14 protein-coding genes are annotated in these 14,379 nt (G+C 58.0%); 7 read left to right on the top strand and 7 right to left on the bottom strand.

Annotated features, from left to right (window positions below; all coding sequences use genetic code 11):
- Positions 1 to 80: 80 nt before the first annotated feature.
- The 3 genes from NRY95_16075 to NRY95_16065 are packed head-to-tail and all read left to right on the top strand — an operon-like array spanning position 81 to position 1,406.
- A complete protein-coding gene (locus tag NRY95_16075; protein ID UYC15234.1) occupies positions 81 to 731 on the top strand; it encodes a transcriptional regulator in 651 nt (216 codons plus the stop codon).
- Positions 715 to 1,128, top strand: coding sequence for a hypothetical protein (locus NRY95_16070; protein UYC15233.1), 414 nt, complete (start codon positions 715 to 717; stop codon positions 1,126 to 1,128). The genes NRY95_16075 and NRY95_16070 overlap by 17 nt, the downstream gene beginning before the upstream one ends.
- Positions 1,129 to 1,142: 14 nt before the next feature.
- On the top strand, positions 1,143 to 1,406 hold the full coding sequence (locus NRY95_16065) for a hypothetical protein (protein ID UYC15232.1): 264 nt from the start codon (positions 1,143 to 1,145) through the stop codon (positions 1,404 to 1,406).
- 142 nt (positions 1,407 to 1,548) lie between these two features.
- Here NRY95_16065 and NRY95_16060 read toward each other — a convergent pair whose 3' ends face one another.
- Both NRY95_16060 and NRY95_16055 read right to left on the bottom strand, forming a co-directional pair.
- Positions 1,549 to 6,117, bottom strand: a complete 4,569-nt coding sequence (locus tag NRY95_16060; GenBank protein UYC15231.1) for an ATP-binding protein — start codon at positions 6,115 to 6,117, stop codon at positions 1,549 to 1,551.
- Between the two features lie 83 nt (positions 6,118 to 6,200).
- On the bottom strand, positions 6,201 to 8,135 hold the full coding sequence (locus NRY95_16055; protein ID UYC15230.1) for a DUF2075 domain-containing protein: 1,935 nt from the start codon (positions 8,133 to 8,135) through the stop codon (positions 6,201 to 6,203).
- Between the two features lie 387 nt (positions 8,136 to 8,522).
- Here NRY95_16055 and NRY95_16050 point away from each other — a divergent pair, with 387 nt between their 5' ends.
- The 4 genes from NRY95_16050 (at position 8,523) to NRY95_16035 (ending at position 10,914) form a co-directional block, all read left to right on the top strand.
- Positions 8,523 to 8,837 (top strand): hypothetical protein, encoded by a 315-nt coding sequence (locus NRY95_16050; GenBank protein ID UYC15229.1) that lies wholly within the window; start codon positions 8,523 to 8,525, stop codon positions 8,835 to 8,837.
- Between the two features lies 1 nt (position 8,838).
- Positions 8,839 to 9,054, top strand: coding sequence for a hypothetical protein (locus NRY95_16045; protein UYC15228.1), 216 nt, complete (start codon positions 8,839 to 8,841; stop codon positions 9,052 to 9,054).
- 162 nt (positions 9,055 to 9,216) lie between these two features.
- Complete coding sequence (locus NRY95_16040; protein ID UYC15227.1) at positions 9,217 to 10,428, top strand: hypothetical protein; 1,212 nt, start codon at positions 9,217 to 9,219, stop codon at positions 10,426 to 10,428.
- A gap of 195 nt (positions 10,429 to 10,623) precedes the next feature.
- Positions 10,624 to 10,914 carry a hypothetical protein gene (locus NRY95_16035; GenBank protein ID UYC15226.1) on the top strand — a complete coding sequence of 97 codons (291 nt, stop codon included), beginning with the start codon at positions 10,624 to 10,626 and terminating at the stop codon, positions 10,912 to 10,914.
- Positions 10,915 to 11,272: 358 nt separating this feature from the next.
- Here NRY95_16035 and NRY95_16030 read toward each other — a convergent pair whose 3' ends face one another.
- The 5 genes from NRY95_16030 to NRY95_16010 form a co-directional block, all read right to left on the bottom strand.
- A complete protein-coding gene (locus NRY95_16030) occupies positions 11,273 to 11,797 on the bottom strand; it encodes a hypothetical protein (GenBank protein UYC15225.1) in 525 nt (174 codons plus the stop codon).
- Between the two features lie 20 nt (positions 11,798 to 11,817).
- Positions 11,818 to 12,597: a hypothetical protein gene (locus NRY95_16025; GenBank protein ID UYC15224.1), complete on the bottom strand. Its 780-nt coding sequence runs from the start codon at positions 12,595 to 12,597 to the stop codon at positions 11,818 to 11,820.
- Complete coding sequence (locus tag NRY95_16020; GenBank protein UYC15223.1) at positions 12,567 to 12,929, bottom strand: hypothetical protein; 363 nt, start codon at positions 12,927 to 12,929, stop codon at positions 12,567 to 12,569. The genes NRY95_16025 and NRY95_16020 overlap by 31 nt, the downstream gene beginning before the upstream one ends.
- Before the next feature lie 219 nt (positions 12,930 to 13,148).
- On the bottom strand, positions 13,149 to 13,787 hold the full coding sequence (locus NRY95_16015; GenBank protein ID UYC15222.1) for a hypothetical protein: 639 nt from the start codon (positions 13,785 to 13,787) through the stop codon (positions 13,149 to 13,151).
- Positions 13,788 to 13,814: 27 nt separating this feature from the next.
- Positions 13,815 to 14,174 carry a hypothetical protein gene (locus NRY95_16010; protein ID UYC15221.1) on the bottom strand — a complete coding sequence of 120 codons (360 nt, stop codon included), beginning with the start codon at positions 14,172 to 14,174 and terminating at the stop codon, positions 13,815 to 13,817.
- Positions 14,175 to 14,379: the final 205 nt, after the last annotated feature.

Below are 14,379 nucleotides of genomic sequence, written 5' to 3'. Positions count from 1 at the left end.
TGGCTCCCGACCAGGGAGCCTTCGCCCGGCCCAGCCAAAAGGCTTTGCAAATACCCAGATTGGGTAATAACCTACCCATTATGGGTAACAAGGCCGCCACCGCCACTGCAAAGACCGAAGCGCCGCGTGCTGCAACCAAGCGGCCATCGGGCCTGGCCGATGCCTTGTTCACCCGCACCCAGCAGCGCGTGCTGGCCCTGCTGTACGGCCAGCCGCAGCGCGACTTCGGGGTCGGCGAGCTGATCGCGGCCGCCGGCGCCGGCAACGGTGCGGTGCAGCGCGAACTGGCCAAGCTGGCCGATGCCGGCCTGCTCACGGTACAGCGCACCGGCAACCAGAAGCGCTACCAGGCCAACCCGCACTCGCCCATCCACGACGAACTGCTCGGCATCGTGCAGAAGACCATCGGCCTGGCCGGCCCGCTCGGCGAGGCCTTGCAGCCCATCGCCGCCGAGATCGTGGCCGCCTTCGTCTACGGCTCGGTCGCCAAGCGCAGCGACACCGCACGCAGCGACATCGACCTGATGGTGATCTCCGATACGGTGGGCTATGCCGACCTGATGCGCGCGCTGGATGGCATGCAGGCGCGGCTGGGCCGCCCGGTCAATCCCACGCTGTACACGCGTGCCGATTACGCAAAGCGGCTGCGCGACGAAAACGCATTCCTGCAGCGCGTGCTGCAGCAACCCAAGATCTGGGTGATCGGAGGAATGGATGACCTCGCCACTTGAAAACCTGTCCGGCCCCGGCAAGCAACTCAGCGCCGAACCGACCGACCCGCGCGAACTGGACGGCCTGACGCGCTCGGGCCTGGCCCGCCTGGGCGACGCCAAGAACGCCACGCTCGCCCTGGAAAGCCGCTTCGACCTGGCCTACAACGCCGCGCACGCACTGTGCCTGGCGGCGCTGCGTGCAAAGGGCTACCGCGCCAACAACCGCTACATCGTGTTCCAGGTGTTGCCGCACACCTTGGGCCTGGGTCCGGAGGTGTGGCGGGTGCTGGACAAGTGCCACCACCAGCGCAACGTTGCCGAGTACGAGGGCGAGCTGGATGTGAGCGAGCGGCTGGTGGTGGATTTGATCGCGGCGTGCGATGCGGTGCGGGTAGCGCTTGGGCTTGACGCATAAGCGAGCGTCGCCGCATGAAGCAACCATTCCTGCAAAGGAGTATCGCAATGGCGAAATCCAATGACCGAAATATCCGGTCCGCGTCAGCTATGAAGCCCGCATCCTTTCCTGCGCCTCGGGTCGATCCGGTGTTGTGCGAGGAGGCAGAGGGTGCGTCGCGTTTCGTCGCGCGTGGGTTGGCGTCCCGCGACAAGGCCCGTCGATCGGGCGGCTATGTGGAGGCAGAGGACATGTTGGCGGCGCTGCAGTTCCAGTTGGATGCGGCGCGCAAGGGCTAGATTGGAACGTGGCGGTAAGCCCCAACGTGAAGGCGGCTATTATTGAGCGCGCGTCCCGCACCCCAAGACACCGGAGACATGGAAAAGCCGATGGCCAACATCACCAAGCGCCGCAAGGCCGAGCCGATGACCTTGTATGCGGTCATCGTCGCTCGGCGGCCTTCAGCCAATCGGCAACACCATTGACTCCCAGAGAAAGTAGTGTGTCTTGTACGATGACCACACGTTGCAGCATCGCGCCATAGTCGGACTCTTCTCGTTCTTCTGCTTCAGCAAATAGACGAGTTACTAGTTGCGTAAGACTATTCTCATGGTCATACAGATATGGCTTGCAATGGTTGACATAGGCTAGATAAATCTCGGTTACAGCAAGGGCTTGTTCGGGATCGCGCTGCGAGGTCGCATTGAGCCATTCGTGAAACCCGGAGAGACGATGATGTTTTCTCTCTTTATCCTTATCTTCTTTGAATGCATCAAAGCAACGTCGAATCAGCTCTATCGGAACAGAAATCAAGGCTGATTTGTCAGAGAAAATATGCCCCATCTGCTCCGCCACTGCTTTGGCATGAGTGGCGCCAGAATTAAAGCCTGCATCTAAGCCTGAAAGGCATTGCTCACGGTGCTGTCGGGCGTTTTCAACGTTTGTCCAAACGGTGGCCGCCCCCTGCCAGGCCTCCGTTCTATCCAGCACCCTAAAATCCTCCAATAATTTGGCAAACTCGATTTTCCGAGCCATGGCCGCCAGTGCTGAAATGCGCCCCCATGTTTTTAGATCCTTTCCGCAACCCTCGCTACGAAGACGCGACAGCAAAGGCCTCACTACCTCAAAATGACTATAGTAGGCGTAATAAAGACATGGCTCCGCGATTTTCCAAAGTCCCTCAGCATCCTTCATGGCTAAGTGAAACAAATCCCAGCCAAGATCAAAAACTTTGCTCTGCAAGTACGGTAAGCGGCGTAGGATCAGCGCACGAACCGCAGGGTGTTCGTCACTAGCGAAACGGCGCAAGGTAGGAACCAGCAGTTCAGGAAATTCATTGCCGTGCTCATGTAGATTATTCGCCAGGATCATCAAGCCTTCGGCAACATCCCCCTTTATCATATTTATGCCTATGGAGATCAGCCCGACGTTGTCTCCTTTTATGGGGGCGTCTTCATGAAGGCCTCCAAAGCCTATGGCAAGAAAAATCAACCGCTCGGAATTTTGCGCGTCGTATATGACGTTCGAGCATGCTTCCAGCGCTTTAGCAGCGGAACGTTGGTGAAGCCAGTACTTCGGATGCCTTTCCAGTCCATCAAGAATAAGGCCTGCCAAGACGGAAGCATCGGGTTCTTCAATGGGCTTCCATGTTCCGCTGGGTTGCAAATTGCCATAACGATGAGCCAGATAAGTAGCCGCGCCGTCCATGATGTCATCTCTGAACCGCTTTGGAATATCTTCCCAGTAATTATGCAGAAAATTCAAAAATCGCGTGGGATGAAGGGAAGAAGCCTCTCGCAGCTGCCCGCCAACCTCACGTTCACCGCCAGCCAGAAAATCATCGAAACCACTTTCATGTCCAGCGTAGTGTGACAACAGCCGCAATACCCCTGTATTACTTGAGCTGAGAAATAATTCGTATGAAAATGGCGCTCTTACCCAGCCGCCACGCGAGCGTATATTTGGCTGCGGAATCAGCGTGCCAGCTCTCATCTCATATGTCTCCAATACTTCCTGTGCTTCTGGCGAGCGCTGGTGGCAAGGGATTGCGACAATAAATTCAGCTCGTTGTCTTAATGTCCAGGAACAGCTAGCGTCATCGGAAGTCTCATCACTCCATAGAGTCAAGATATTCGCCGTCACAGCATCTTGCGTTCGATGGTCAACTAAGGTGAATGTCGATTTAATCAATATTCCCAATTCATAGGAAAGCTCAAATTCCAATAAATTCTTGTCGCGCAACATGCGGCCTGTCAAATCGATGTTGGCTTCAGGCGATGCAGTGCACGCGAGGATTGCAAAGTACAGTAATGCCCCTTCGCGACTGGAACATAGGCGTTCGCGGTTACTTCGCCACCACTCTGAATTTATTCTCGCGTGATGAATGATGGCCGCCTCAAGCGCATCAAACAGGATATTCATGCTGTCAGCATGCAGCATATCTCTCTGACTGTGCATATCCTCGTATGAGGTTTCGCCCAAAAAGCCATGCCGGTAACCGATTCGAGTTTCTCCATAGCGCGCTGCTCGAAAGTTGCTCCACAGCTCAATCGATTCCAAGGCTAAATCCAGCAACGCTGTGGACTGTTCCATGCGTTGACGTATGAAGTTTTCTTCCCCGTCGCCGAACTCATGAGAATTGCAACGCAATTTGTTATCGAACCTGAACTCAAGTAAGTTATCGTCGCAAATGTCACCTGCGATATAACGCCAAAGCAGGGAGTCATCCGCCACTCCTGCTGCCACACAACGTGCGATAAATCTTCCAAGGGGGCTGTGCTCGGAGCGCGGCAGATCGAGCAGCCGCTCAAGTAGCGGAACAACCAGTGCAATATTGTCAGATTTGATTCCGGATAGATGAAATCCCAGCTTCTCTGCAATACTATTGCTGTCCAGCCAATCCAGTGATAGCGCCTCTATCCATAACGCCAGCACGTCGGTGGCATCTGCGTCTCCCCACTGCGCTACTCGATAAACATGCCTTGTCATCCCTTCGGCATCCCGTGTACTCTTCAAGTCGGGAACCAGATGCTTTAACCAGAAGTGGTGCCACTCAATTGCTCTAGCGCCATAGATCACCTGGAATACATCGAGATGCTTTTCGCGCAAGTCGCGTATCAAGGGCCAGTCATCGTCATGGGGCTTCTGCTCTGCAAATGATTCTGCAACCAAGCGCCTGGTGTGGAAGGCTGCGTCACCCGTCAAAACGGTGCGTAGCTGCTTCCTGAATTCGCGACGTTCGCCCAGCGCCAACTGGGCCACAAAACTCCGGATGCTGGGACGGACGAAAGGAACGGGGGGCAGACTTTGAATGAATTTATTCAGCGTGACGCCACTGCGCACCGCTCCACTGATGACCAATACGTCAAGTAGGGTTTGATGCCCGAATGTCAACTTCCCATCCTGAGTTTCTTGCATCACATTAAGGCTGCAAAGCACCCGGAGGATTTCCTGCGATGCGTCGAAACGTTGATACGACACAGCCAGGCTGCGTAAATTAAGCATATCCGAGGCAATGGCCTCTATCGCTTGTATTGCCGCATCCCCCAATACGCAATTGGCCCGCACGATAGTATCGAGATAGCGCTGGGCCAAGGCTTGGCTGGTCACCACATTGAAGCTACCCTCGCGTTGTGCCAACTCGACGAACAAAGCCAGTTCGCGTGGGTTTTTTATCAGCTCGCGAGTAACCGCATCGATGGAGGTCGTTGCGATCCCGAGCTTATCGAGCATTGGCGCAATTTCAGCATCCCAGTCCAAAGGCTGACACTTCAATTCGCAATCCCATTTCCTTTCGGCAATTCGACGGTCGTAGTGCCTGTCAAAGTCGCGACAGGCGGTAACCACGGTGACGTTGGGAACCAGTAGCAAACGGTCTATCTGCGCTAAAAAGTAGGTCAGCACACGATGCTCGCGGGCGATAGACAGTACATCCAGCGAATCCATGACCACAATTACATGCGCATTTTCAGCCAGACGGGCGGCTTTTTCGATCCATTGCTCAGGCAAGCCTTGTGATTGCCGATCTTGTGCTGTAGCCAAGTCGGCAAACTCACGCGACTGAATGAAGAGTGGCGCAATGTCTGAATAGGTTTGCGCTCGCTGCTCCAAAGCGTCTTGCAACGCAAGCATTACACAGGTTTTCCCGGAGCCGGGCAGCCCAGTGAGTAAGATAGCCCGCTTCTTTGCATTGATTGCGGTAAGCAGTTCGTTCACGGTTGGACTGGAAATCCGTAGCCCCGCGATATCTCTCCGCCACGATCTGCCAATAGCGGAGGTATCGGCGAACGACAAACGCACCTCGGCAATATTAATGGGAGGAACCAGCATGGCTCCAGCCTTGTGAAGAATGGCCTTGAGGTCGTCTTTGGTTAATCGGTGCCGAGTGGCGGATGTGCTATCGTCTCCAATGCGTGTCCCTAGTTGATCAAGGTGTCTCCAAAAGGCATTGAATGCGGCCTCAGGGTTGCTCGCCATGTTGCGCAAGCGTTCGCGTAGCAAATCGACCATGCGTTCCAGTTCATCACTGGTCGCGAATTTTGTGCGACGCAGGAATTCGTAGGAGGAAAGGCCGGGGGCGGATGTGGCAAGCCGTGTCGTCAAAGTTGTATCTGTTGCTTGATGCTCCTTGCCTAAACTTGCTCGATAACTGACTTCATCATTCTGAGTTAAGCTGTGTTCTCTCAATTTCGCGAGGTCGCCAAAGTTGTTGCGTGAATAGAAACGCACTTCGGCATTCTTGTTATTGGCCAGCAAGTACGATGCTTTGTCTAGCTCTTCCGCAAGGTCGGCTATTGACCACGCCTTGAAATCGATCTGATTTTTTTTGCACTGACAGGCAATAAGAGTGCCGTCGGCTTTGCCGACCACCACATCGTCCACCGAATAGGTTATCGAATCGATCTCAAGCCAAACACATTTCGGATCGGATAGGACTGTCAACGCCCAATCAAACGCCACCATTGTCTGGTAGCCGTCACCTCGGTTGGAGCGTATGCCAGCGATGCTCATCTATTAAATCCTGTTGGAATGCATGCTTTCCCTTGTTCCGAACACGCGCTAGTTTATGGAGGGGGCTTCACTAGGCGTCCGTATCAGACAGCCTTAAGAATTTGCATGGCAGCTTTAGAGTCCGTATTGCTTGTATAGACATAACACCCCCTCATGCCTCGGCTCATCAATGTCTTGTAGGTATTCCGGATGATCCGATCCACGCGATCATTGACTTCGGGATTGTGCTTTGACTGCGACTTGTATCCGCGGATAGAGCGATCCTGCTTTGAACGCTTGCTTGGATCGGTGAGCAACTGGCCCTCGCGCCAAACCAGGTCTGGCCCGATGATCACGCCCACGTAGTCCAGTTCCAGTCCCTGGCAGGTGTGTATGCATCCGACTTGCTCGACGGAGTTCTCGGCGACAGCCCACAAGCTGCCGTCGCTTCCCAGATTCCACTGCGCGCGATAGTCGTGTTCCGGGATCTCGATGTCCCAGGCATCCGGGTTGTTCTTGCTCTTCCAGTCCCAGCAATAGCCAGCCACCACGCGCGACTTGTTGTTGCGCTTGTTCTTTTCGCGGATCAGGTTGTGCAGTTCCACCGGCGAGTCGACGATGCGGAAGTCGAAGGCATCGCGGTCGAAATCGGCGTTGGCGGTCTCGCGGATGCTAAGGAAGTTGTCCAGCCAGGCGATGTAGCCGTCCGAGCCGGCGCAGCGGAATTGCGAAGCCAGTTCCAGCTCGGTGACTTCGGCGCCGAGCTGTGCGGCCCAGTGCCGCAGCTCGCCGGTGTGGCCGATGTCGGAGAGGGTGACAATCTGGTCGTCGTCGACGAAGAAGATGGTGCAGTGGGCGCTGCGGATCAGTTCCATCACCTGGTTCTGGCCCAGGTTGCCGTACAGGCCGCTCTTCTCGTTGAGGCGGTGCGCCTCGTCCACCACCAGGGTGCCGAACACATTCGGCTCGGTCTGGTGGAAGTTGCCCGAGCCGGAGAACAAGTTGCCGATCTCGATCTTGCGCACGTGGCCGGCCAGCTTCTGCGCGTACACGGCGCGCGGCGCTGCGTTCTTGGAGACGTACTTGGTGGTGGTGCCGCGCTTGGTCAGTTCCACCAGCAAGTTCACCGCCACCACCGACTTCCCGGTGCCGGGGCCGCCTTTGACGATCACCACCTGCTTGCGTTCGGCGCTGGCCTGCGCGGCGCGCGCCAGGCAGGTTTCGTAGACCAGTTTCTGTTCGTCGATCAGCACGAACTCCTGGTTGCCCTTGAGCATGCCGACCACGCTGTCGGCCAGCATCTTGGAAGGGCGGATGCGGCCGTGTTCGATCTTGTAGAGCAATTCGCCGTTGTCGCCTTTACGCACGTGCTGGCGGATGAAGTCGCGCAGCTTGCGCTTCTCTTCCACGCCGCGCAGGAATAGCGGCGCCTTGTCGGTGTAGGCGGTGTAGCGCGGATCGTCGATGGTGCCGTCGCGGAAGTGGTTGTGCAGGTAGGCGCAAGGCTGTAGCTGCACGCCGCCTTCGTACACCGCCTCGTTGAAGCCCTGCAGCAGGGCCGCATACGACCAGGCCTGATAGGACGGATGCGGGCCTTCTGTCTCGCTCGGCCCGCCGCGTTGCGCACTGACGATGCCGTCCTTGTCGGTCACGGCGGATGTGGACCATTGCTTGAGTTCGACGATGATCGCGCGCGGTTCTTCGGCCTCGCCAAGCCCGCTCAGGATGAAATCGATGCGTTTGGCGGTCTGCGGGATGCCGAACTCGATGCCCACGCCCATGTCCGCGGGCAGGCTGTCGTCGCTGAGGACATCGGCCATCTGGGTGAGCGAGTGACGCCAGGCGCGGAACTCGCTGTCCGGCGCGTATCGGCCCGTCTTCTGGATGAAGGCGGTGGAGATGATGTCTTCGATTGCCTGCCGTTCCGAGTCTTGCAGGAACGCGGCACGGGTCGACTGATAAACGATCACGCTCGGCGTTCCCCCTGAATGCCTTCCGTTGCTCGCTTGAACTTTGAACCGATGCGCTGTGGCTGACAAGCCTTGTAAATCGGTGTGCGCGCTGGGTTCACCGCAGCGCGGGTGTTTTGGAGCAATTCGTATACAAGCTCGACGTATGCTGATTGCGATTTGCTGCAAGCGAAAACAAGTCGATGAAGCGGCTTGACGCGCCGCATCGGCAGTAGCAATATTACTAAACGGAGCCTAGAAACTCCGCTAACAGCGGTACCCACCTCCGACAAACCGGTGGGTTTTTTGTGCCTGCATGCTTTGCAGGTGCAACCGACGTTTCGTTCTGCGTCGGGAGGGCGGTGAATACAACACCCGCAAGGGGAATAAGCCCGCCGGCTGTTAGCGGTTTCTAGCCTCCCGACTTCCCGTCCGCCATTGGCGGCGGACGGCCACTTCATGGAAGGAGAGGCGACGATGTCGGAATACAGAGCGGACGATCTTGAAATGGTGGGCTATTTTCTGCCCGAAGAGAGCCAGTTCCGGCTGGTGCGGATTGGCCAGTTCATCAAGTTCCTCGCACGACTGGCAGAGCCACGCAGCGTGGCCGAAGAGCGCGAGGCCGCACCGAAGGTGCGTGCGGGAGAACTGGCGGTGTGCATGGAACTGCTCGCGGAGCAGGTGGACATGATGCTGCGCGAGGTGTCGTGGCCGGCGCAGCGGCAGTTCCCGCCCTCGGGTCAGGATCTTGGCGGCGACCCCATGGCCGCTTCGAAACGGGGGATGGAGTGAGATGGCCGCTCCATCCTTTGCCTTCGGCCTGACCCTGGAGCAGGTGGACACGCTCGACCGCCTGATGCGGACGATCACGGTCTATGGCGATGTGATCGCCGCGGGCAGTGCTGCCCATTTTGATCACCGGACCTTGCCCGCGCTTGGCGAGGCGATCTATGACGCGGCGCATGCGGTGCGCGGCATCCTCGATGAGGTGGCCAAGCAGAAGCTTTGAGCGGCGTGGCGCAATAGTGCGTATGTCCCAACTGCTCCGTATGGCTTGCTGATCCGGCCGCATGCCATGCGGTCACAGGAAAGTGTCTGCCTCCGTGCGGCGGACCTTGCGTATGCTTGGCCCCTGCCAGGAAACAGTGCGGCCAAGCGCCAAGGAACCACGATGCAGCAGAGCGAGGAGGCCGCCCCTGGCGGCAGTGAGGCCGGCGAGAGACCGGGGAAACGCAATGCGCCGGCCATGCCGCTGTGGCGCATGTTGCGCCAGACGTTCGGGGTGGACCTGAAATGGCTGGTGCCCTGTTGGGGTGGCGGCATGGTGCTGGCGCACTTCCTGCGCATCGGCTATGTGCCGTCGCTGTCGCTCGGCGATCTTGGCGTGGTGCTGAGTGCGGTGGCGTTGTTTGGTGCGATTGCGCTGCTCGGTTTTTTGGCAGTGCTTGCACTGCCGGCGTGGGTGATCGGGATGCTGGTCGATCAGCACGTGCTGCCCGTCCCGTTGCGGCCGAGGCAGGACAATGCGCCACGCAAGGGATTGAAATCCTACTACCGGCGCGCGCAGGTTGCGCCGCGCCCGCGGCAGGAGCGCATCTTCGGCAGCATGTGGGTGTTCGCGGGAGCGGCATTGGTGAGTGCCGCGTACTACACCATCATGCTGCTCTGCGCGCGCTCGGGCTTCGGCGGTGTGGCGACCTATGGAGTCATCGCCGGCTTCTGCGTTGGTGCGATCACCTTGATGGTGCTGACCGTCGCCTGGGACTTTGATCGCGTCCGTCGATTTTGGCCGATCTTGCGCAAGCGACACAATACGTTCGTGTTGATGCTGCTGATGTACCTGGCCTTCTGGCCACTTGCCGCGTTTGCGGTCGATTACGTGGCACCTCCCGTGCGGGGCAGGGACTGGTTCTATCTTGCGCTTTCTGCGCTGATGCTGGTCTTCGCTCATTGGGCGGTGTACGTGACCCATCGTATCGAGTGGTCAAGGCGGATTCGGGTTTTCGCGCCGACGCTGTTGATTCTGGTTGTCTACAGCGGCGCGCTGCTCGGCAGCGTGGACGTCACCGTGCGCAAGCTCGGCATCGGCATGCTGCCAGGGGTGCAGCTGCAGTTGACGGAGCAGGGCTGCCAGATCGTCAAGGCCGCTTGGCCGGAAGCGCGCTGCGAGCGAGCGCAACCCGGGTCGAACGTGTATGTGGTGCCGTCGGTCGATGTGCTGACCCGGTTGGGGTCGGATTTCTATGTGTCGCCGCCTGGTGGGCTCAGCGACGAGCACAAGCCGCGCTTTCTGATTCCTGCGAGCCAAGTGCTGAGTTGGAGCAGGGTCGAGGTGTTCAAGAAGGCCGCCGCCGCCCAGGCCACCGCGCCATCCGTCAAGTGAACGATTGCCCGTCCGCGAGCAGACGTTCGGATCTGGCAGGAACGTCGCATGTGCTCACTTCGACGCGCTGCATTCGTTATCAGGTGAGCTTCAAGCTGATCACGCACTGACGTGGCGTGGTCCGTACCCGGCAGCGAATGCAGTCGTCGGGCTTACGTTGCACAATGGCCCTACGTCGCTATCGCGGATTTCCTCATGCCCCGCGGCAAAGCTCTCAGCGAAGCAGCCATGCAGGCCGCAGAAGCGCGCATCTCGCTGCTGGCTGTCCAGGCCGGTCGGGAGGCGCACGCGCGTGCGCTGAAGCAGAACGGGCGGGTGGTGATGAAGTCGGCCAGTGGGTTGCTGATCGAGCGTCATGCCAATGGCCCGGACGTGGTGATCAAACGTCTGCCCGACAGCACGCCCGCCCCGGCAGGGGCGGTGCTCAAGCGTGTCGGCAAGCCAGGGGCCAAGCCGGCGGCAATCAAGGCAACGGCGGAGCGCTAAGAGCGCCATGCCCCAGGCTGTGGATGCGGCCGAACCGGCCGTAGGTGCCGCCCAGCCCCGGATGCGGTTGTTTGCCGGGAGGCTTGGTTCGGACAGGAAGGTTGCATGTGTTGCCTTCGACGCGCTGTATACCGCCGCGTTGCATCCTGCCACGTTGCCCGCGCTTGGGTGGCGCTGCATGACGCGGCCATGTCCCTGCGTACGCTGCTGGATCAGGTCGCCATGCAGAGGCTTTGAACGCCTGGCGGCTAAGTGCGCGTGTGCGACGGAGTTGCGACGCTCTGCGCCACAGTTGCACCACTGTCAAAGCCAAAACCCCTGCAAAGGCAGGGGTCGTGACATGCATGCGTTAAAAATTTCAGCCTACAACAATGGGGCATTGGAGCGAAGTGTCAACTCGGCAGGTCTGCCCAGAGTTTCCGCCCCCAGTCATACAGGACTGAATCGTAATGTTGGAGCAATACATGAACGGATTAGATGGAGGAGCCTGACCGCCACCGCCCTGGCTTGATCCGCTGCCTGTGGATCCACCGCCGCCGCCGCCAGCCAAACCACCGCCGGGCGCATTCAGTGCCACATCCTGCATCGACTCTTTCATTGTCTTGCCGCAGGTTTTGTACATGCTGGTTTCTATGGATGTTCCGCAAATGCCAAGCAAACAGACTTTAACAGGAATCCGCACTTGGTAAATCTCGCTATCCTTGTATGTATTTCCATAAATTTTCTGAAGCTCATCGCCTATCTTCTCAAACTTTTCCTTGAATGAAGAGTAGGGCGAGACCGTAATAAGAGGGGTGACTATTGCAGGCACCAGTGGACAATCGGCTGCAAAAGATGTTGCAGCCATGAAAAAACCAAATGCAGCCGCTATTTTCCTTTTCATGCTCTCTCCTTAAATAATTTCTATTTATTTTTCATCTGCTTCATTATGCCAGAAAGGAACTCGTCCACTCCTGGCCGTGCTTCGTTAACTAGTGGTGCGCTACCATTCTGGGCGCGGGCACGATTTATATTTTCTATGATTTGATACGACATTGCGTTTGCAATAATAGATTGCTCTGCATTTAATCCGGTTGTGTCGCCAAGAAGTGCGGATCCCCAGTCGCCGCGCATCTCGGCAGCCTTCTTGTATGCTGCTGCTCTTATTGGATCGTTTACACTCGGGCTGGAGGCAGTTCGAGAAATTTCTTGAAGGGCAAAAACAGAGCCATCTACTGCAGCTTTGTTCATAACCTCTATGGCAGCTTCAGAAATGGATGAATCACTCATGGCTAATTGCCCTGCCTGAATGACATCAACGGGACTGAGTTTTGATTTGGATTGAAGCTCGGCCAATGTCTGTCTGGATGAAAGTGCGGCCTGTAGCTGTGCTTGAGTAGGATAGCCGTGACTCATCAGCCATTTCACATCTTGCTGCGATTTTGGCCCGTATAGGGGGTCGCCAATTTTCATCGCCCCAATATCGTTATGTATCTGGGAGCGTGCCCGACTTGTGTCTCCGTTGTCCGAGTTGGGAGCCATGCTCCCTTGTGCATCGCTCTTCGAATTTTCGGCGACTATGGAAGTCTCAGTCTTATTGGCTTCCATCGATTCATGTTTCTTTGAGTTATTGAATGCTATCCATGCCGCGCCGGATAGAACGCACAGTGCGCCTACTGTAATTGCCATTCTTTTGACTGCCATCTCGCTCCCCATTTAAATAATTTTATAAAATAATTGACGCCGATAGAAATGATGTGGCGATATTTTATATTGTGTGCCTCAATTCCATGGCTTTCATTATTTTGGTGAATCCAGATAAAAATAAGGCAGTTGTAGTCGTGGCTCTCGCGTTGAATTGGTTGCCGACTAGTTGCCTGCCCTATGTCGCGGCCACCGAGATCGAGGCCATAGAAGCTTACACAAATATGTCGAAAGGTGCGCGCCTTAGCGTGCGCCCCCTCCGGGAGTTGGGAGGAACCGGTCGGCAACAGAATCGGATGGAAGTGATGATGCGCTTCCACCTGCCGCGGCATGGGGCAGTTCGACCTAGAGCACCGGGGGCGCGCGCGATCCAGGGTGGAACATCAGGCGATTAAGGCTGGCCAATGGTACTTCGGTGTAAAGGCTCACATCGGCGTGGATGAGTGCAGCAGGCCAGTGCGCAACGCAGGGTGCACATCTGTCGTCGAACTATTGGTTTTTTTAGACTTGCCTTGTTCAAATTGGCCGACGCTAAATACTTTAGCTGCCTGTTATCCGCGACTACGAATTTGTTGCGGCATGGCGAGGTTTGGGCGTCCTGGCGGATGGTCGTTGGTCGGTGTGTAGAGGTGCTGCCGGGCCTGCACCGGCAACTCGCGATAACACAGCGCCGCGATACGCTCGCGCGGCAGCATGCAGTTGCCGATGCCCGGTTGCAGCCTGCGGGAGAAACCTGGCACCGGCACGCCCATCAGTTCGCCGAAGGTGCGAAAGGCGGAGTTGCTGTTGATGGTGGCCCCGAGCAGCTTGAAGCCGTAGTTGGGGTAGTCCAGGTCCTGGGCGTTGAGTTCGGGCATGGCGCGTAGCGCCGCGTGCCAGCGCGCCAGGACTTCGTGCTTGTTGCCGCTGGCGGCAGTGCATGCCGGCTGGCCGTCGCGCAGGTAGCTGGTGCGGTCGGGCTGGGCGCCGATGGTGTTGGCGTAATCGGCGTCGTGCGGGTAGTGCCAGGCGCGCAGCGTGTGCCTGCGTGCGTCGGTGCCGATCGGGATCGGCGTGCCGGTGTGCCGGTCGGTGGCCAGGCCGTGCAGTTCGGCCAGGGCGTTGCCGCACTCGTCGCGCAGCACCCAGTAGGCGTGGCCGGCGATGCCGGCAATGCAGAGCAAGCGTGCTTCGATCGAATGGTCGCGCATGGGGCTCTTCTGTCTGTCTGCTCGAGATTAGCGCGGTGCGGTGGCGATGCAACTGCTCAGGGCGGTCTTGAGGTCCTGCATCGCCTGCGCCACGCCCAGGTCGACGAAGTAGGCGCCGGCGCCCTTGAGGGTGATCCTGGCCTGGCTGGCGCCTTGCGCGCGCTCGATGCGCATGCGGAAGCCGCTGCGGTTCTCTTCTTCGAAGTTGCCCGATTCCAGCACGCCCTTGGCGTTGTCCTTGCGCGTGATCTTGGGCCAGGAGCTGCTGGTCTCGGACAACTTGGTGATGCTGGTCTCGGCGCAGTCGAACAGGCGCTGGGTCGGCAGGTCCGCGGGCACTGCCAGGATATCGGAGGCCATCGGGGTCTTCTTTGCGGCGGCGGACATGCTGCATGCTCCTGCGACGAACAAGAGGCCGGCGATCTGGGCGGCGGCGAGCCACGGCTTCATGTGCTTCTCCTTGTGTGGCCCGGCGTGTCGCACTGCGGTGCTGCGGCGAGGCGATGTGCCCACTGTAAATGCGCCGGCTGCGCCTGTCGATTCGGTGCCTGGGCCGCGCGAGCCGGTGCCGGACGGTGTGCAGTGGAGCGCT

It is taken from the genome of Xanthomonas campestris pv. phormiicola (assembly GCA_025666215.1).
GTDB lineage: Bacteria > Pseudomonadota > Gammaproteobacteria > Xanthomonadales > Xanthomonadaceae > Xanthomonas_A > Xanthomonas_A campestris_A.
This window is presented reverse-complemented; position numbering and strand designations above follow the sequence as displayed.